We start from the raw sequence: 18664 nt of genomic DNA on the forward strand, positions 1-18664 counted from the left end.
ACCCCATGTCCAAGCAACCTACTTTCCCGAGCTACCAAGCGGGCTCGGGCTGGAATACCTTGCTCCCCAAAAGGCAGGCCCACACGCAGGCGCCCACGGAGCGGCACTTTGATGCCATCGTCATTGGCGCCGGCGTCACCGGCCTGGCCGCTGCCCGTCGCATTGCTGAGCTCGAGCCCCAGGCACGCGTGCTGCTGGTCGATGCCAGCACCGTGGGCGACGGCTCCTCGGGCCGCAACTCGGGCTTTTTGATCAACCTGCCGCACAACACCGGCATGTCCGGCCACGGCAGCCCCATCGAGGTGGCGCGCAAGCAGATGGCGCTCTACAACACCGGTCTGGCCTGGCTCAAATCGCTGATCGACCAGCACCAGATCGGCTGCGGCTGGAACCCTGTGGGCAAGTACCACGCGGCCGCCACGCCCGATGGTGCCGCCCGCCTCAAAAGCACGCTCCAGCAGTACCAGGACTGGGGCGTCGCCTATACCGAGCTGGGGCGCGATGCCTTGCAGCAGCAGCTGGGCACCACGCACTACCGCTACGGCTACCACTCGGACAACAACGTCTTTGTGCAGCCCGCCGCCCTGGTGCGCGGCCTGGCCGACAGCCTGCCCGCCAATGTGCAGCTCTGGGAGGGCGAGCCCGTGCTGTCGCTGCACGAGGGCAAGCCCCACCGCGTGCGCACCGCCACGGCCGAGCTGAGCGCCCCGCGCATCGTCATCGCCAACAACGGCTTTGCCCGCAAGCTCGGCTTTGCGCGTGACCGCGTGTTCACCATCTACACCTACGCGGGCCTGACCGAGCCGCTGGACGAGGACGAGCTGAAAAAACTGGGCCCCGCACCGGAATGGGGCGTGATCCCCGCCAACCGCCTGGGCACCACGTTGCGCAAGGTCGCGGGCGGGCGCTTCATGGTGCGCAGCTCGTACTCGTACGACAGCGAAGAGCCGCTCGCCGAAGTGCGCCAAGCGCTGCAGGGCTGCTACCAGATGCGCTACCCGCAGATGCGCTCGCATGCGCTGCCGCTGGTCTGGGGCGGCGTCACCGCCCTCACCCGCAACGGCGCGCTCTACTTTGGCCAGGTGGGCGATGGCCTCTACATTTCCATCGGCTGCAATGGCGCGGGCATGCTCAAGGGCAGCATGTTCGGCAAGCTGCTCGGCGAGATGGCCTGCGGCCAGCAGTCGCCCCAACTGGCCGATGCGCTGGGCTTTGAGCGCCCCAGCTGGCTGCCACCCGAGCCGCTGCGCCGCATCGCCGTGGTCAGCACCATCCAGTACCAGAAATACAAGGCCGGCATTGAGCGCTGATAAAGCACCCGCCTTTTGCCACCATTCAGGAGAACACCCCATGAGCAACAACACCATCACCCGCATCGGCGGCAACCACCGCATGTCCCAGGTCGTGCGCCACGACCACACCTTGTACCTGGCCGGCCAGGTGGCCGACCAGGCCGATGCCGGCATCAGCGGCCAGACCCAAGAGGTGCTTGCCAAGATTGACCGCCTGCTGGCCGAGCATGGCAGCCACAAGGAGCGCATCCTGAGCTGCCAGATCTACCTGGCCGATATGCGCCACTTCGCCGAGATGAATGTGGTCTGGGACCAGTGGGTCGCCGCTGGCCATGCACCGGCCCGCGCGACGGTGGAAGCGCGCCTGGCCAGCCCGGCCAAGCTGATCGAGATTTGCGTGGTGGCCAGCGCGGCCACTTGATGCCGCCGGCATGGCGCCCGCCATTGATGAGCCCCGCTCATGATGGCGGGCCATGCCAGCCGTCTAGTCATCACGGGGCTACATACCTACGTTGATAGGCATGAACTCTGATACCCACACCCCCATCCCCGCCCGCCCACTCAGTCGCAGCGGCCTGCAGGTCTCCGCCCTCGGCCTGGGCTGCATGGGCTTGAGCTTTGGCTATGGCCCCGGGGTTAGCCGCAGCGCAGGCGTGCAGCTGATCCGCGAGGCAGCAGCCCGTGGCGTCACCTTTTTCGATACGGCCGAGGCCTATGGCGCCTTGAACGAAGAGATGGTCGGCGAAGCGCTGGCACCCTAGCGCAACCAGGTGGTAATTGCCACCAAGTTTGGCTTCAAGGATGATGACTCTAAGAACCTGTTCAAAGTCTCCTCGCGCCGCGACAGTGTCTTTGCGGGATGGGATGCGAGGGGGGGGGGGGGGGGGGCGCCCAGCCGCGCAATACCGCAGCAATAGCCCAGCTATTGCGAGGATTTGCAACGACGCAGACCGCCCCTGCCCGGGCGGCCCTCGCCGGGCGCCCCTTCCCGGGCAGCGCAAAGCCACTGTCCCCCTAAGGGTTGGAGTGAAATCGGGCGATTTCTGCGCGCTGGCCCTGGCTTGCACCCCGGTGCAAGCTGCGTTCCATCCCTTCGAACTCATCCCGATTGCACTCCAACGCGGCTGCGTGGAGACTTTGAACAGGTTCTAAGGCCGGGCTCGACAGCCGGCCCGAGCGCATCCGCGCGGTGGTCCATGCCTCGCTGCAGCGCCTGCGCACGGACCCTATCGATCTGCTCTACCAGCACCGCGTCGATCCTGTCGTGCCGATGGAAGAGGTAGCCGGTGCCGTCAAAGACCTGATTGCCGAGGGCAAGGTCCGCTACTTTGGCCTGTCCGAAGCCGGCGTCGATTCGATCCGCCGCGCCCATGCGGTGCAGCCAGTTGCAGCGCTGCAAAGCGAATATTTGCTGTGGTGGCGCGAGCCCGAGCAGGCCACCTTGCCGCTGCTCGAAGAGCTGGGCATCGGCTTCGTACCCTTCAGCCCGCTGGGCAAGGGCTTTTTGACCGGAGCGATCCAGGCAGACACCGCCTTCAGCCCGGATGATTTTCGCAACATCGTGCCGCGCTTTAGCACCGAGGCGCGCCAGGCCAACCAGGCGCTGGTCGATGCGCTGGGCAGCATGGCGATTGAAGGCGCACGCTACCTCGGCCATCTGGCCAGTCGGTTCAGCCGTTGACACTTGCGGCCATCGCCCCAAGTGGCGCGTGCGGGTGCAACACCCCAGGGGCCTATGCCAGCGCTGCGCTCAGGCGGCCATCAACAGCCATATGCAGCCATATGCAGCCAGCCACCCAGATAAATACCGCCCATCAATGGGCGGAATGTGCTGCAGCCAGCATTGCGCCCCCTCTCCAGGTCAAAAACGACGACTTCTCCTCTCGCCTTGCGCATCAAATGCGCAGGCATTGCAATGCGTTGCAATCCCATTTTCATGACCTATATCAAGAATATTTGATAGCAAGATTTTGACAATCTTTAACAAAGTGAATAATCACATTCTTTTAGAAAATTGAATTTAGAAATATGCATAAGTACTTGTTTTTATGGACTATTGATGGCTCTATGCGTTTGGTATAGTAATTTTCTCATCTCTTATAACTATGATAAAAAACCTCATCATAAATTTAAATACTAAATGAGGTGAGAGCATGAAACTAGGACAACTGTTGGCGGGAGTGCTGGTCAGCGTGCCAGCCATCGTTTTGGCCCAGGCCAATATCGACAACGGCACCTTGCGGGTGGGGGTGCGCAACGATGGCTCGTTGATGCCCGAAGAAATATCGCCACTGACGGGCATCACCTATTTGGCCAACGGCGCCGATGGTCTGACACCAGGGTGCTATTGCGAGGCCTGGGGCATTGCCGATGCCCTGAGCAATACGTCGGGATTTACCGGCGCCAGCGTGGGCATCCAAGGGATTACGTCAGAGTCGTTCACCTCTACGGCCACGACCGCAACCGCCGTGGCCAATGCCTTTGGCACCTTCCGCGTGACCCACGCTTTCGCGCCTTCTACGGCCACCAGCAATATTTACGAAGTCAAGGTCACAATCGAAAACATCTCGTCCGCACCGGTCGAGGCGCTGTATGGCCGCGCGATGGACTGGGATGTTTTCCCCACCCAGTTCAACGAATACACCACCATCCAGCGCGGCAGCAGCACGGCGCTGGTCTTCTCCAGCGACAACGGCTTCCATACCGCCGACCCGCTCGAGAGCGATTCGGGCATCCTGTTTGTCGACCAGGATGTGGTGGACAGCGGCCCGACCGACCACGGCGCGCACTTTCGCTTCAACTTTGGCACCATTGCGCCCGGCGCCAAGGTCGAATTCACCATCGGCTACGGCGTTGCGGGCAACCAGGTCGATGCGCTGGCCGCATTGGGCAGCTTTGGCGCCGAGGCCTATTCGCTGGGCAAGCCCAGTGAGAACCCTCCCGGCACCCCGAACACCGATGGCACGCCCAACACCTTTATCTTTGCCTTCAAGGGCATTGGCGGTGTGCAGCTGATTGGTGTCGATGCCGTCAATGACGCCGCCCCCGCCATCACCCGCCCCACCAGCGGCACGGTCACCGCCGTCAATGTGCTGGCCAATGACACGGTCGATGCGGCACCCGCCACCACCAGCAATGTGGCCCTGACGCCCGTGGGCACCTGGCCCACCGGCATCACCGTCACGCCCGATGGCAATGTGCTGATTGGCGCGACCGCCACGCCGGGCGCCTACACGGTGAGCTACCAGATCTGCAGCACCGTGCAGGCCACGCAATGCGATACGGCCACCGTCACCTTGGAGGTGACTGCCCCCGTAGTGGTCGTGCCCAAGGCGGTGCCGGTCGGCCACCCCCTGGCGCTGGCGGGCCTGGGTTTGCTGCTGGTCGGCCTTGCCCGCCGAAAACTGGTCTGAGTCTGCGGCGCGTCGCGGCCTAGCAAGACCCCAGGGTGCGCTGCACGGCCACCCTGCTCCGTCATAGTCAATGCCCCGTGGCCTGCGCCCGGGGCATTTTTATCGCTGGTGCCCAGAGCGCCGTCGCCGCTACGGCGCCCTGGCGCGGGCACAAAAAAGCCGGGGCAGCTGCCCCGGCGGTTTGGCGTATCGGCGCTCAGCGGCCCCGGTGGAATGGGCCACCTAGCCCCTGCTGCCGCGCAGAGGCTTAGTGCATTCAGCCCTGGCGCCGGCGCAGCGTGGCAGCGCCCAGCAGCATCAGCGACAGCGCCACCAGCGCCCATTGCTGCAGCGTAGGCACGGCAGCGGGCACGGCGGGCACCGTGCGCACAAGGGTGTAGACAAAGGATGCCGTGTTGCCGCTGGCGCCAGTCACCAGACCCACCGATACCGGCAGCGTCTCGCTCCAGACATAGTCTGCGGGGGCCGCTGGCATGGTGGGCGTTTGTTCTACCGTGCAGTTGGCACCCACAGGCACATTGGTGATGGCAATGGCTCCGGCGCTGCTGCCGCTCAGGTTCACGGTGGCGCTAAAGCTGCCATCGGCACCGCAGTTGGCGGTATAGCCAAAGCTGCCGCTGATGCCCGCTGCCGGGCCACCGGTCACGGTGGTGCTGATGGTGATGTCGGTATTGGCACGTGCCAAGGTGTTGACCAGCAGCGCATGGTTGGCCGCTGGCGGCGCGGCCATCGCGACCGAGACGCTGGGCGCCGGGTCTTCCACCCAGATATGGTTGGCGGGGGGCGCGGGGCGTGTGCCCTCGGTCACCACGCAGCTGCCGCTGGCGATCACTGGCGTGACGGTGACACTGCCGGTCTTGGGCGTATCCAGCGTGATCAAGGTGTCGATCCCGGGCAAGGCCTGCCCATCGCTGCCGGTGCAGACCACCGAGACGGGGAAGCTGCTGCCGGTCAGATCCACCGGCGTGATGTTTGCCGGCCAAACCACTTGCTTGGCGATGGAGAGTTGCGCGGGCTGGCAGGCCAGCGTGGCCGTCGCTGGCGTGTTGACCTGGCCAATCGGCGAGACAAAGTCTGTGCCCGGCGTGATGGTGTTGGTCAGCACCGGGGTGTTCACGCAAGCCTGGCGGCCAGCATCGGTGTTGGGCCAGACCACCGGCACCGTGATGCTGCAGCCGCCGGGCGGAATGGTCACACCTCTGCTGCGGATGACATTGGCGCCAGCGACGGCACTGAGGCTGCCGCCCGTGCAGGTATTGCCGATGGTGCCTGCCCCCACCACCAAAGGCGCTGGCAGGTTGTCGGTCATATCGACATGGATGATAGGGTCGCGCGTGCCATTGGACAGATCGATCGTCAGCACGGTGCTGTTGTCGCTACCGCCCAGGTAGATATCGCTTTTGTCAAAGCTTTTGCTGACCTTGGGCAGGCCGCAGGCGCCGTTCTCGGAGGTCGCAGCATGAAGGAAGGTGGGGCCCACCTTGCCTCGGTTTTCAGTCCAGGTGGGGTAACCAGCGAATGCCGATACGAACGGCGACACATCCACCACCGCGAACACACAGGCGCCCGTACCTTGGTTGGATTCGGCGGTAGGGATTAGCAGTCCATAAACATCATCGACTGGGGAGGTGCCAGCCGGTGGAAAATTGCCTGGCGCGGTACCCGTTGCCAAATAGAGCGCGTTGTTCGCAGGCACCTGGTTGATATAGGTGATATCGCCGCCTGCAAAAGGACTCAAGCCCGCAAACGAGGGGGCAAAAGGAGAATTGGTGTTGAGCGGAAACCGGGCAAAGCGCCAGGCAGAACTTCCGAGGGAGAAGGCGGTTCCTGCGCCGCCATTCAAGGTGGCGACCAGTCGCCGCGCATTGCCTCCATTCTGTGCATCACAGCACCCATCGACAAAGAACACGATGGAATTGGCCCAGCGGTTGGCTATCGCATCTTGCAATACGGCCCAATTGGAGGGATCTATCGCCTTAGCCCCGCTGGCGACGATGACAATGTCATAAGGCGCTGGCGCATCGGTAAAGGTGCGCTGCGAGATGGAGCCTGCAGTGTTCAGCACCGACAGGCGCGTCAGATCACTGGGGTTGGCCAGTTGCGAAGTAAATTCACTTTGCAGGTTGTCGAAGCCCACACGCTCAGGAGCGCCCTCCGCATTGGCGCCTGTGATATCAGTCGTCAGCAGCAGCACCTTTTGTGCCCAGGCCTGCTGTGCACCCACGCTTAGCAACAAAGCCGCCAGGCATAGCCTGAAAAAATGGGGGAAATTCTTCATTTCGTCCTCTCTGAACTTGTCCATCTAAAAAACAGATCTGCAACGCAAACCGATGGACCGCCTGCCGGGCGGCTGTTGCGGCCGGCCGTGGCAAGCGCCTGCTGTTACGCGGCCCTGATGGCGCACAAGGGCCGCAAGGAGGCGACCTTGCGCTGCAGAGATATCGTGTAAAAAGGCATCATACATACGCAAAAGCTATTAGGAAAATTTACCAAACTATCAAATGCAATCTATTGCAATTGTGTTGTTAATTGATTAAAAGCATCATTGGAAATCGGCGGGCGATCAGGTGTGGCCGGCGTGGGCGCCGCAGCACGGACGGCCCAGAGCAGCCAGTGCACAGCGCAGCGGTTGTACCCACGCAAGGTTTCACAAAGCTAGGGATATACCCGTGTGCTCGCAAAAAATCTGAGGCGAATCAACACCGTATTGCCCGATCTGTGCTGCCTGTCCATAGACCTAGGGACAGACAGCGCCAGCGCGTGACCGCAGACTGGGTGGCATGGGCGCAGACGCTGTGGCAAGGGCCGGGCTTGGCTTGGCAGGCAGCCGCGTTGGCGTGAATGAACACCATGGATGGACTACCAAGGAGCACCAAAGCGATGGCAAAACCGTTTGCATCATCGGCCGACATGACGGCCAAAACCGAGACGCTGGAGATCCTGGGCGATGGCGTCTATGCGCTGACCGCGCAAGGCGACCCCAATGTGGGCGCGATCGAGGGCGAGGACTTTATTGTGGCGATCGAGGCGCGCGCCACACCAGCGGCAGCGCGTGACTGGCTGCGCACGCTGCGGGCGCACACGCAAAAACCCATCAAATACCTGGTGCTCACGCATTACCATGCCGTGCGCGTGCTGGGCGCATCGGCCTTTGAGGCCGAGCACATCATCAGCAGCGACGTGACCCGCCAGCTGATCGAGGAGCGCGGCGAGCAGGACTGGGCCAGCGAGTACGGCCGCATGCCGCGCCTGTTCAAGGAGTTCGAAGGCATTCCGGGCCTGACCCGGCCGACCCAGACCTTTGCCACCCGCCACGAGATCGCGCTGGGAGGCGAGCGGGGCACGCTGGAGCTGCAGTTCAACGGCCGGGGGCATACGGCGGGCGACATCGTCGTCTGGCACGACAAGAGCAAAACTCTGTTTGCGGGCGATCTGGTGGAGGCCGAAGCGGCCTTGTACACGGGCGATGCCCACCACTTTGAATGGGCCGGCGCAACGCTGGACCAGCTCAAGCAGTACCGCGCGCAGAACCTGGTCGGCGGCCGGGGCGCGGTGGCCCGGGGCGAGGCGGCATGCGACGCGGCCATCGAGCAGACGCGCGCGTTCCTCCAGGGCATGATCGACCAGGTGGGGCCGGTCTACCGGCGCGGCGGCACGCTCAAGGAGGCTTTTGAGGCCACCCACCAGGCGTTGGCGCCCCAGTTTGGCCGCTGGCCCATTTTTGAGCACTGCCTGCCGTTCAATGTGCAGCGCCTGTGGGACGAGTTCGATGGCATCAGCTGGCCGCGCATCTGGACGGCCGAGCGCGACCGGGACGTCTGGGCCCAGCTGCAAGGGTGAGCGCCATGGCAGCGAGCACGATGCATCCCCTGGCGCAGGCGCGCAGTGCCACCGCGCCGCCCGCCACCCCACAGCACCGGGGCATTCCGGTGTGGCGCCATATCGGGGCCACGCCGGCAGCCAGCCGCCAGGAGCCGCGTGCCAGCGTGGTCATCGCCGGGGCCGGGCCGGTGGGGCTGGCCATGGCGCTGGACCTGGCGCGGCGCGGCCATGCGGTCGTGGTCATCAGCCGGCTGGACTTTGTGCCGGGGGGCTCCAAGGCGATCTGCTTTTCCAAGCGCTCGCTCGATATCTTCGAGCGCCTGGGCGTGGGCCAGACCCTGCTGGACAAGGGCGTGACCTGGAACGTGGGCAAGGTCTTTTGGGGCGCGCGCGCCGAGCCCATTTACCAGTTCGACATGCTGCCCATCAAGGACCAGCAGTACCCGGGCTTTATCAATATCCAGCAGTACTACGTCGAAGAGGCCTTGCTCGATGCGCTGCGCGCCCTACCCAACGTGCAATTGCGCCTGGGCCAGAACATCGAGTCTCTGCAGGTCTTGGCGGACCATGTGCGGCTGGGCGTGCAGGCGGGCGCGCAGCATTACACGCAGGAGGCCGACTGGCTCATCGCCTGCGACGGCAGCAAATCGACGCTACGCGGTCTGATGGGGCTCGATTTCAACGGCCGGGTGTTTGAGGAGAACTTCCTCATCGCCGACATCCGCATGCCCCAGGAACGCCCTGCCGAGCGCTGGTTCTGGTTTGATCCGCCGTTCAACCCCGGCCAGTCGGCGCTGATGCACCGCCAGCCCGATGGGCTGTGGCGGCTCGATTTTCAGCTTGGCTGGGGCATTGACCGCGAGGCCTGCGCCCAGCCCGAGAACGTGGAGCGCTATGTGCGCGCAATGCTGGGGCCCGGGGTGCCGTTTACCACGGAGTGGCACAGTATCTACACCTTCCAATGCCGCCGCATGGACCGCTTTGTCCATGGCCGCGTGCTGTTTGCAGGCGACAGCGCCCACCTGGTATCGCCCTTTGGGGCGCGCGGCTGCAATGGCGGCCTGGCCGATACCGACAACCTGGGCTGGAAGCTCGACCGGGTGCTGCGCGGGGAATCGGGGCAGGCGCTGCTGGAGAGCTACAACGACGAGGCCATTGCGATGGCCGATGAGAACATCCTGCATTCGAGCCGCTCCACCGACTTCCTCACGCCCAAGAGCGCTGCCAGCAGGGCCCTGCGCAATGCGGTGCTGGAGCTGGCAGCGCGCGAAGCCTGGGCCCGGCCCTTTGTCAACTCAGGGCGGCTGTCCACCGCCATCCCCTGCCCGCACAGCGCGCTCAACACCGCCGATGACCAGCCATGGGAGGGCGGCCTGTGCCCCGGCGCGCCAGCGGTGGACGCACCACTGGCCGGGCATTGGCTGCTGCCACGCCTGGGGGGGCGCTTTGTGCTGCTGGCCCACCAGTGGCATGAGGCCCTGCCCGCAGGCGTGGAGCTGCTCGATATTGCCGCGCTGGGCGATACGGCCCTGCTCCAGGCGCGCTATGCGCTGGCGCCGGGCTGCGGCTACCTGATCCGCCCGGACCAGTATGTGGCCGCGCGCTTTCAGGCGCCGGTCGCGGCCAGCGTCTTGCAAGCAGCACTGGATACCGCTTGCGCCTGTGACAGCGCCAGCACCGGTGCCGCCCCGTTGCCCACCCGATTCACCACTGCCACAGGAGCACGGCCATGACCTGCCTGATCCGCCACCCCAACCTGGAGCGCGTCGATGATATTTACCAGCAACTGTTGCACATGCACGAGGGCCTGGACGAGGCCCAAAGCCTGCAGGCCAGTGCCAGGCTGATCTTGCTGCTGGCCAACCATATTGGCGACAGCAGCGTGGTGCTCAGCGCCATCGCACTGGCCACATCGGCTGCGGGCAAAGCGGCGGACTGACCGCGCCCCGGGGACCCCTGGCCCCTGGGCTCGGTGGCCTGTTCGCAAGCCGCAACGCCAGCGCCAGCGCCAGCCAGCAAATAGGGCATAGACCCACTTTATAAAAGGAGACAAATACATGGGGAATTCATCGATCAGCAGCCTGCCCGCGTCGCCGGCAGGCACCACCACCCCGGATGAACGCCGGGTGCTCACTGCCACCTTGGTCGGCACGGCCATCGAATGGTATGACTACTTCATCTACGCGCAGATGGCCGGCCTGGTGCTGGGCACCTTGTTCTTTGGGCCTTTGGCCCAGCACAACCCGGCCCTGGCACAGATCATTGCCTTCGCCACCATCGGCATTTCGTTCTTGTTCCGGCCGCTGGGCGCGGTCGTCTGCGGCTCGCTGGGTGACCGGCTGGGCCGCAAGGCCGTGCTGGTGATGACCCTGGTGCTGATGGGGGGCGCAACGATGCTCATCGGCCTGCTGCCCACCTATGCCCAGATTGGGGTATGGGCGCCCATTTTGCTGGTCGTGCTGCGCGTGGTGCAGGGCTTTTCGGCCGGCGGTGAATGGGGCGGCGCGGCCCTGATGGCGGTGGAACACGCCCCGCGCCACCGGCGCAGCTTTTTCGGCTCCTTTCCGCAGATCGGGGTGCCCATTGGCCTGCTGCTGGCCACCTTGGTGCTCAGCATCCTGACCTCGTCGATGTCCAGCGAGCAGTTCATGGCCTGGGGCTGGCGCATTCCGTTCCTGCTGTCGATCGTGCTGATCGGGGTCGGCACCTTGATTCGCCGCAGCGTTGGCGAGTCGCCGATCTTTGAGCAGATGCATGCCCGCAAGGCCGCTTCATCCGCCCCGCTGCGCAGCCTGTTCCGCCACCACGGCGGCACCGTGCTGCGCACGGCGCTGATCTTTGTCGGCAACAACGCCGCCGGCTACTTGCTCATTGCGTTCTTTGTGGCCTATGGCCGCAACAAGCTGGGCCTGTCGGCCACGCCGCTGCTGGTGGTGACCATGGCCGCCTCGCTCAGCTGGCTGGTGTTCACGCTGGTGGGGGGCATGATGGGAGACCGCTTTGGACGGGTGCGCACCTTCCAGATCGGCTATGTGCTGCTGGCCCTGTGGGCGGTGCCGATGTGGTGGCTGGTGGATTCGGGCAGCCTGGCTCTGTTCTTTGTCGCGCTGGCGCTGCTGAGCATTCCGCTGGGTCTCACCTATGGCCCGCAGGCGGCGCTCTATGCAGAGATGTTTCCGGCCCATGTGCGCTACTCGGGCGTGTCCGTGGGCTATGCGCTGGGAACCATCCTGGGCGGGGCCTTTGCCGCCTCCATTGCGCAGTGGCTCATCACCAGCTATGGCCAGTCCTTCTATATCGGCATCTATATCATGGGGCTGGCCCTGGTGTCGCTGGTCGCCGTCAGCACCACGCGCGAGCGCATGGGGGTCGATCTGCAGCAGTAGCGGGTGCACAAGCGGGTCAGCGCACTGCGATGGCCCGCGTCGTTCCACGATGCCACCCACAGAGCCCCTAATGGCTGCCCAGGCCGCAGCAAGGAGTCGCCACCATGCAAGCGTTGATGTTTGATCCCTCGATGGGGCAGTCGCTGCTCGACGCGGCGCTGTCGCCCGATTTTGCGCAGACGCTGCTGGGCGCCTCGCGCGGCCTCGACCAGGTCGAAGAGATCTTCGCCTACCAGGTCGATGCAGCGGGCGGCGTGCACGAGGTCCTGGCTGCCGGCGAGCGCCGGGGGATTGCCGAGCGGACAGGCGCCTACGCCCGGCGCTTCCATGCGATGGACCCGGTGCTGCAGGCGCAGGCCTTGCGCGGCAAGCGCAGCGGGGGATTTTCGCAGCAGGTGCGGGCCTGCCATCTGCCCTCGGGAGAGTACCGCGAACTGTGTTTTGAGCAACCGGGCTTTGTCGACAAGCTCAGCTTCAGCTGGGTCGATGCTTCGCAGCGCTTGCTGATTCTGAGCTTTTACCGGGGTCTGCATGTGCAGTCCGCCAGCCCCAGCCCGCAGCTGGCCGCCCTGGGGCAGTTGGCGATGGTGGCCTTGCATGCCCGGGTCCGGGAATCGGCCGCCCCCACCCGGCCGCAAGCTGATGCCGATGCCCAAGGTCTATTGCTGGCGCGCCTGCAGCGCAGCTTTCCGTCCCTCACCGCACGCGAGCGCCTGGTCATTGCGCGCTCCTTGCTGGGCGACAGCGCCCAGGACATTGGCGCCGCGCTGTCCATCAGCACGGCGACAGTGCATACCTACCGGCTGCGTGCCTATGCGCGTTTCCGGTTTCGCCGGGCCAGTGATTTTTTGCCAGGGCTGCTGAACTAGCGCCTGCCGTCTTCAGAGCAGTTGAGGCGCTCGCAGCGCGCAATGAGCCTGCCTTTGCGCACACGGGCATCCAACCAACAGGCATAAAAAAACCGGGGCATCAAGCCCCGGTTTTGCTGGTTGTGCTCACCCAGCCAGCAGTGCGGAGTGGACCGCCCTGCTGGAAGGCTGATTTAGCGCTTGCGCAGTTGCAGGCTGGCGCCGGCAGCCAGCAGCAGCGCCAGCAGCAGCAGTGCTACGCGGCTGTCCACTGGCACGGGCGTTGGCGTGCCCGCTTGTGCCTTGACCAGGCTGTTGCTCACCGTCACCGGCACATTGGTGTTGGCCGCGATGGTCACCGGGCTGCCTTCCAGCGTTGGCGCATCCCACTGGTAGCCAGCCGGTGCGGCAGGCAAGGTTTGCGCAATCGTGCACTCAGCGCCGGCCTGGGCACCGGTGATGGTGCCGGTCGCGCTCGCTGGTGGCGACACGATGGTCACGCTGTGGGTGGTTCCCGCTGTGGGCAGGTTGCAAGTGGCAGTCACGACAAAGCTGAAGGGACCGGCCACGCCATCGGGCAGGGTGGTGTTCAGGTTCACCAGGATGTCACCGGTCTGCCCGGTCAGCGCATTGGTCACACCGACTGCCACCGCACCGGTGCTGGGCACCACCACGGGTGCGGGCACCGACGGAGCCGCCCACACGTAGTTGGCAGGCGCCGTTGGCAGCGGCTGGTCTTCCACCACCGTGCAGTTGGCACCGGCTGGCACATTGGCGATCGTCACCTTGGTGTTGGTCGGGTAGTCGGCCAACGTGGCGGTGTAGACCGTGCCAGCGCTAGGCAGGTCGCAGGTGGCGGTAAAGCCAAAGCTGAAGGGGCCGGTCACGCCGCTGGGCAGTGCCAGGGTCTTGGTCACTTCAATGCCCGCTTGCTGGCGCACCAGGGTGCTGGCCATCGTGGCGGCAACGGCGCTGTTGGCAGACACCGTGACGTTGACATTGGCCGCCGCAGGGCCCCAGCTGAAGTTGGCAGGTGGCGTGGGCAGGGGGCCTTCAGCCACTACGCACTGGGCGCCAGCGGGCACATTGGCAATGGTGGCCGACGTCGCGGTCGGGTAGCTCAAGCTCGCAGGGAACACCGTGCCGGCACTGGGCAGGTCGCAGGTGGCCGTGTACGTGAAGTTGAACGGACCGGTCACGCCATTGGGCAGGGTCAGCGTCTTGTTGATGGTGATGCTGCCAAACTGCTGGTTCAGCGCATTGGTCACCGCCACCGAAGCCACGCCACTGCTGGGCACCGTGACCGGAGCAGGCACGCTAGGCGCTGCCCATTCGTACCCATCCGGTGCGGTTGGCAGCGGGGTGTTTTCCGTCACCGCGCAGCTGGCGCCCGAGGGGATGCCAGGGATCGTCACCCGGGTGTTGGTCGGGTAGTTGGCCAAGGTCGCAGTGAAGGTCGAGCCCGCGCTGGGCAGGTTGCAGGTGGCGGTAAAGCCAAAGCTGAAGGGGCCGGTCACACCGCTGGGCAGCGCCAGGGTCTTGGTCACTTCAATACCGGCGGTCAAGCGCACCAGGCTGCTGGCCATCGTCACCGGGGCTGAGGCATTCAGCGGCACCGTCACATTGGCGTTCGCTGCCGCAGGGCCCCAGGTGTAGTTCGCAGGGGCTGCAGGCAAGGGGCCTTCCGCCACGACGCACTGCGCACCAGCGGGCACATTGGCAATGGTGGTCGACGTCGCGGTCGGGTACGTCAGGCTGGCGGGGAACACCGAACCGGCCGTTGGCAGATCGCAGGTCGCCGTGTAGCTGAAGGTGAACGGACCAGGGGCGTCACCTGGCAACACCAGATCCTTGGTGATCGTGATGCTGCCATACAGCGCATTGAGCGTATTGGTCACCGTCACCGCCGCGTTGCCGTTGGCAGCGATCACCACGGGCGCAGGCGCCGAGGGGGCCGCCCATTCGTACGAGGCAGGGGCCGCGGGCAAAGGGGTGTCTTCGGTCACCGTGCAGTTGGCAGTGGCGGGCACCTCGTCAATCGTCACCGAGGTATTGGCCGGGTAGCCGGTCAGGGTCGCAGGGTAGGTGAAGCCAGCGGTGGGCAGGTCACAGGTTGCGGTAAACGCAAAATCAAAAGGACCGGTCACACCCGCGGGCAGCACGAGCGCCTTGTTGATGGTCAGGCTGCCCTGCTGGCGCTCGGCAAACAGGTAGTCCACCGCCGTTCCGCCCGTGGGTACCACGATGCCGCTGATGCTGCGGTCCACCGCCGTGCCAGAGGCTGTGCCATTGACGGTGCCGGGGGTGGCACCAACGGCCAGCCACTGCGCACCGGGGGCAATGCTCAAGGTCCAGGAGCCGCTGGCAAGACCTGGGAAATTGGCCTGGCCATCGACCGTGGCGCCCGGCGCAAAGCTGTACACGCCCGAGGCGTCGGTCACTGCGCTATGCGTTTCGCCCGCCGTGCAGGCAGGGCCGGCATCGCAGGTCAGCGTGGCCGTGATGCCCGCTACTCCCGCTTCACCAGCGTCCAGCGTGTTGTTCATGTTCAGGTCATTGAACACCAGGCCCGTCAGGCTGGCAGCCGCCTGGCCACGCAGCTCCACCTGTCCGCTTGCCGTCAGCACCAGGCCCCCGGGGCTCAGCTCGCGGCCAAACACGTCGTTGTACAGCTCGGTGGTGGGCGCCAGCGGGGAAGCGCTGCGCATCGTCAGGTTGGCAATACCGCTGTAGCCCGGTTGCAGCGTCGAGCTGGTGGTAAAGCGCAGCGCCGTCACACCGGCGGGGAAGGCACCGCCGGCGTAGGCCGTCCAGGCCACGCCGGTGGCTGCATCTTCATTGCCCGGGGTTTGGACGGCAGCGCGCACCGTGGCCGCTGCCGTGGTGGTGTACTCAATGCCGATCGTGCCCTGGCCGGAGCCACCCATGGCGGCGGTGGCGCTGACCATTTGCAGCGGGCCCAGGCCCGTGGTGCCGCGGTCGTCGCCATCAAAGGGCAGCACATCGACCATGCGCAGCTGGCCCTTGGCCGTGCTGGTGGCATTGCCAAACGAGATCGCATAGGTAAAGGGCTGTCCAGCGGTGATGCGGGTGACCGGATTGGCCGGGTCGCTGTTGTCGACCGTGCCGCCACTGACCAGCGCCTTGCTCATCTGGAAGCCGGCAACGCCCGACACCGTGGTGCTGACCCGCTCGGTGCGGTCTTGCAGCAACGCCGATGGGGCGATATTGGCCACGCCGGTGTAGTCGGCAAAGCTCAGGTCATTGTTGGCTGCCACCAGGCCCACCAGCGGGTAGCCACCCACCGGGGAGATATAGGCCGCCTGGGCCTGGAAGGTGATGGCCGGGTGCGCGGTGGCATGGCCCTGGAACGGGGCCGGGCCCACAGCGCCACCGGGCGCTGCCAGGTCGCCCAGGTTCAGCACCAGCTTGGCGGGCGCGCCGTCATCGGCGGTGCCGGGCAGGCCGTCCGCGCCCAGATCGGCAGGCGTGAGCACATAGGTTGCCCCGGGCGGCAAGGCCGGTGCAATCGAGCTCTCCAGTGGCTGGATATAGGTGTTGGGAAAGTCAAGGGTGATCTGCACATTGCGCGAGACGCCATTGATCCCGGGCGTGGTCGCGCCAATGGTGGTGGGCGTGACACTGATCGGGAAAATATCGCCAGGCGACACGCTGGCCGGCAGCGCAATGCGGTGGCGCACCTGGGCAGAGGCAGCCTGCACATAACCGCCGCCGTTGCCACCATTGGTATTACTGTTGCCGTCATAGGTGGAATACACGCGTCCGCTGGCCGCCGTAAAGTACTGGCGGAACCAGGGCAGCGGTGCATCATCGGCCAGCGCCAGCGAGGTGGCGCTGCTGCTGCGCTGCAGCGGCAGCACCAGGCCTACGGTTTGGCCAGGCTGCAAATCGGGGCGGTAGGCATAGCGCACGCTGGTGATGGTATTGGGCGGCAGCGATGCGTAGTTGCTGGTCCACAGCGGATTGCCATCACCGGCGACGCCGCAGTTGGCCGCACGGCGCGCCGCATCATCGGCATAGGGCTGGGCCGAATACTCCAGCACCATATCGGCAGCGGCGACATCGGGAAATCCCAGTTGGGTCGGTAGGTAAAAGAGCGGGGTATTGCCCAGCTTCAGGCTAGCGGCAGCGCGCAGCTCCAGCAAGGCCGGGTTCCAGGCCACGCAGGATTGCGCATCGGTAACCGGGTCTTCGGAGGTTGGGCGATTAGCCAGGCCCAGCAGGGCATTAAAAGTCTGACCAGGCGCCACCTTCTCAAAGCCCTGGGTATAACCATGGCCATCGCCATACAGAAAATTGCTCCCGTCATAAACCGCACCGCCGCTGATGGTCAGCTGCACGGTCTGGGTACGGTTCACGACCACACTGAGGCAGGTTTGCGAGGGGTTCACTGTGGTGTTGGCAGCGCAGCTAAAGCCGGGCTGGTAGCCCGGTGCTGGCACTGCATTGGGCTGGCCGCCGAGGCCCAGCGGTGCAAAATTGACCAGCTGCGCCGTGATAAAACTGGCTTGGCCTGCCGGAAAGTTCGGGATCTCAGGGACGCCAATCTCGACAGTTGTCAAAACCGTGCCTCGCCAATCGGCTTCCATACCGCCGACAGCAGCGGCATCGAGGAAATGGGTGACGGGGCTGTTGAGTTGCACCGTCACATCGGCGCCCGGGGCAGACTGCGTGCAGGTGGCCGCAGCGGGGCAGTTGCGCACCACGGCGCCAGGCTGCACCTTGATGGTGACAGCCACCGGGTTTTGCAGCGCCTCATAGCCCTTGAAGTTGCCACTGGCGGGCAGCAAGGCGCCCAGGCTGATGGTGACCGGCATGCGCCGCTCCCAAACACCGGAGCCTGGCGTCGTTTCTGCACGCACAATAGCACCAGGCTCCGCCCGCACGCGGGTATCGGTTTTTGGGGTGGCGGACACGGTGACCGACGGAGAGATGGCCGACGAGCCGCCGGAGGCGGCCGTCAATGCCACCGAGGCGCCATTGGCCACATTGCCCACCCAGCTGAGCACCTGGAACGACTCTACGCCCGCACTGGCGGGCTGGCGGTTACAGGTCAGCACGGTTCGGGCAGCATTCAAGCTGCCGCCGCCGGGGCCATTACACACGGTGGCAGCAGTGGCCGTGGGATCCCAGCGCATGCCCGCTGGCAAGGTCGCGGTGATCACGCTGTTGCTCGTGTCCGAGGCGTTGTAGTTAATGGTGTAGAGGACGGTGTCCTGGCTGCGCACGACGCCATTGGCAGGCCCGCTGTCATTGCCGGGGTTGTTGTCGGCGTCGAATGGGCCGCTGCCGTCGGCACTGACCACCGCGCTGGTGATGGTGATGGCCGCTTGCGCCGGGCTGGCCAAGGCGCACAGGCCCGCCAGGGCCAACAGGGCCCTGCCAATCACCGCGCCGCGTAGGGCGCCTCCTTTGGGCCGGGTCGCAGGCCCTTGCGCCTCCCAGCGCATGCGATGCAGATAATTTTTTATCACATCAACTCCATTCATTGGAAATATTAATATGTACAAATTTTAATGGCCTCGTTACCTAAATTAGCACCGCGGACAAGGGCTGGCACAAAAACCACTGTTTTCGCCTTGGTTTGAAAAAATTAACATTCATACGTTACATATGCCACAACCTAGGGTTTACGCGGGCGCTCCGGGTCGGCTGTTCGGCGCCTATTTTGTCGCCACCAAAACTTCGCAAACGCCTATGGGATAAGGGTTCTACCTCTGACATGCGACATCGCTGCAAACCCATCCGCCAAGGCGTTGGGTTAACAATTTGTCGCCAAAATGGCATAACGCTCTCTTTGGTTTATTTCGTAACCTTTCGTTTTTTATGCATGCAATCCACAGTATTTACCGTTTATCAGCACGCGCACAAAAACTACCACT

General features: G+C 64.6%; 11 protein-coding genes and 2 pseudogenes. 10 read left to right on the top strand and 3 right to left on the bottom strand.

The window, feature by feature from the left end:
• Nucleotides 1-5: 5 nt before the first annotated feature.
• The 4 genes and pseudogenes from ACPEE1_RS00145 to ACPEE1_RS00160 form a co-directional block, all read left to right on the top strand.
• Entirely contained in the window at nucleotides 6-1310 is a 1305-nt protein-coding gene (locus ACPEE1_RS00145) for an NAD(P)/FAD-dependent oxidoreductase (RefSeq protein WP_423934917.1), read from the top strand.
• Nucleotides 1311-1350: 40 nt separating this feature from the next.
• Entirely contained in the window at nucleotides 1351-1713 is a 363-nt protein-coding gene (locus ACPEE1_RS00150; RefSeq protein WP_423934918.1) for a RidA family protein, read from the top strand.
• A 100-nt stretch (nucleotides 1714-1813) separates the two neighbouring features.
• Nucleotides 1814-2050 (top strand): annotated as a pseudogene (locus ACPEE1_RS00155) (aldo/keto reductase); the annotation flags it as partial.
• Between the two features lie 398 nt (nucleotides 2051-2448).
• Nucleotides 2449-2973: pseudogene (locus ACPEE1_RS00160) on the top strand (aldo/keto reductase); the annotation flags it as partial.
• Nucleotides 2974-3053: 80 nt separating this feature from the next.
• On the opposite strand, the gene ACPEE1_RS00165 reads toward ACPEE1_RS00160, so the two are convergent.
• Nucleotides 3054-3230 carry a hypothetical protein gene (locus ACPEE1_RS00165; RefSeq protein ID WP_260718619.1) on the bottom strand — a complete coding sequence of 59 codons (177 nt, stop codon included), beginning with the start codon at nucleotides 3228-3230 and terminating at the stop codon, nucleotides 3054-3056.
• A 215-nt stretch (nucleotides 3231-3445) separates the two neighbouring features.
• Here ACPEE1_RS00165 and ACPEE1_RS00170 point away from each other — a divergent pair, with 215 nt between their 5' ends.
• Nucleotides 3446-4705: an Ig-like domain-containing protein gene (locus ACPEE1_RS00170; protein WP_133248109.1), complete on the top strand. Its 1260-nt coding sequence runs from the start codon at nucleotides 3446-3448 to the stop codon at nucleotides 4703-4705.
• A 256-nt stretch (nucleotides 4706-4961) separates the two neighbouring features.
• Here ACPEE1_RS00170 and ACPEE1_RS00175 read toward each other — a convergent pair whose 3' ends face one another.
• Nucleotides 4962-6983 (bottom strand): IPTL-CTERM sorting domain-containing protein, encoded by a 2022-nt coding sequence (locus tag ACPEE1_RS00175; protein ID WP_423934919.1) that lies wholly within the window; start codon nucleotides 6981-6983, stop codon nucleotides 4962-4964.
• A gap of 602 nt (nucleotides 6984-7585) precedes the next feature.
• Between ACPEE1_RS00175 and ACPEE1_RS00180 the strand changes: the two genes are divergently transcribed.
• The 5 genes from ACPEE1_RS00180 (at nucleotide 7586) to ACPEE1_RS00200 (ending at nucleotide 12782) form a co-directional block, all read left to right on the top strand.
• A complete protein-coding gene (locus ACPEE1_RS00180; protein ID WP_116925452.1) occupies nucleotides 7586-8545 on the top strand; it encodes an MBL fold metallo-hydrolase in 960 nt (319 codons plus the stop codon).
• 5 nt (nucleotides 8546-8550) lie between these two features.
• Entirely contained in the window at nucleotides 8551-10260 is a 1710-nt protein-coding gene (locus ACPEE1_RS00185) for an FAD-dependent oxidoreductase (protein WP_260718617.1), read from the top strand.
• A complete protein-coding gene (locus tag ACPEE1_RS00190; protein WP_165841158.1) occupies nucleotides 10257-10466 on the top strand; it encodes a DUF2783 domain-containing protein in 210 nt (69 codons plus the stop codon). The genes ACPEE1_RS00185 and ACPEE1_RS00190 overlap by 4 nt, the downstream gene beginning before the upstream one ends.
• Nucleotides 10467-10584: 118 nt before the next feature.
• A complete protein-coding gene (locus ACPEE1_RS00195) occupies nucleotides 10585-11913 on the top strand; it encodes an MFS transporter (RefSeq protein ID WP_116925451.1) in 1329 nt (442 codons plus the stop codon).
• A gap of 104 nt (nucleotides 11914-12017) precedes the next feature.
• Nucleotides 12018-12782: a helix-turn-helix transcriptional regulator gene (locus ACPEE1_RS00200; protein WP_423934920.1), complete on the top strand. Its 765-nt coding sequence runs from the start codon at nucleotides 12018-12020 to the stop codon at nucleotides 12780-12782.
• Nucleotides 12783-12955: 173 nt separating this feature from the next.
• Here the strand turns inward: ACPEE1_RS00200 and ACPEE1_RS00205 are convergent, their stop codons facing one another.
• Entirely contained in the window at nucleotides 12956-18256 is a 5301-nt protein-coding gene (locus ACPEE1_RS00205) for a DUF5979 domain-containing protein (RefSeq protein ID WP_423934921.1), read from the bottom strand.
• Between the last annotated feature and the right edge of the window lie 408 nt (nucleotides 18257-18664).

The organism is Comamonas sp. 23 (assembly GCF_049601575.1).
Classification (GTDB): Bacteria; Pseudomonadota; Gammaproteobacteria; order Burkholderiales; family Burkholderiaceae_C; genus Comamonas; species Comamonas squillarum.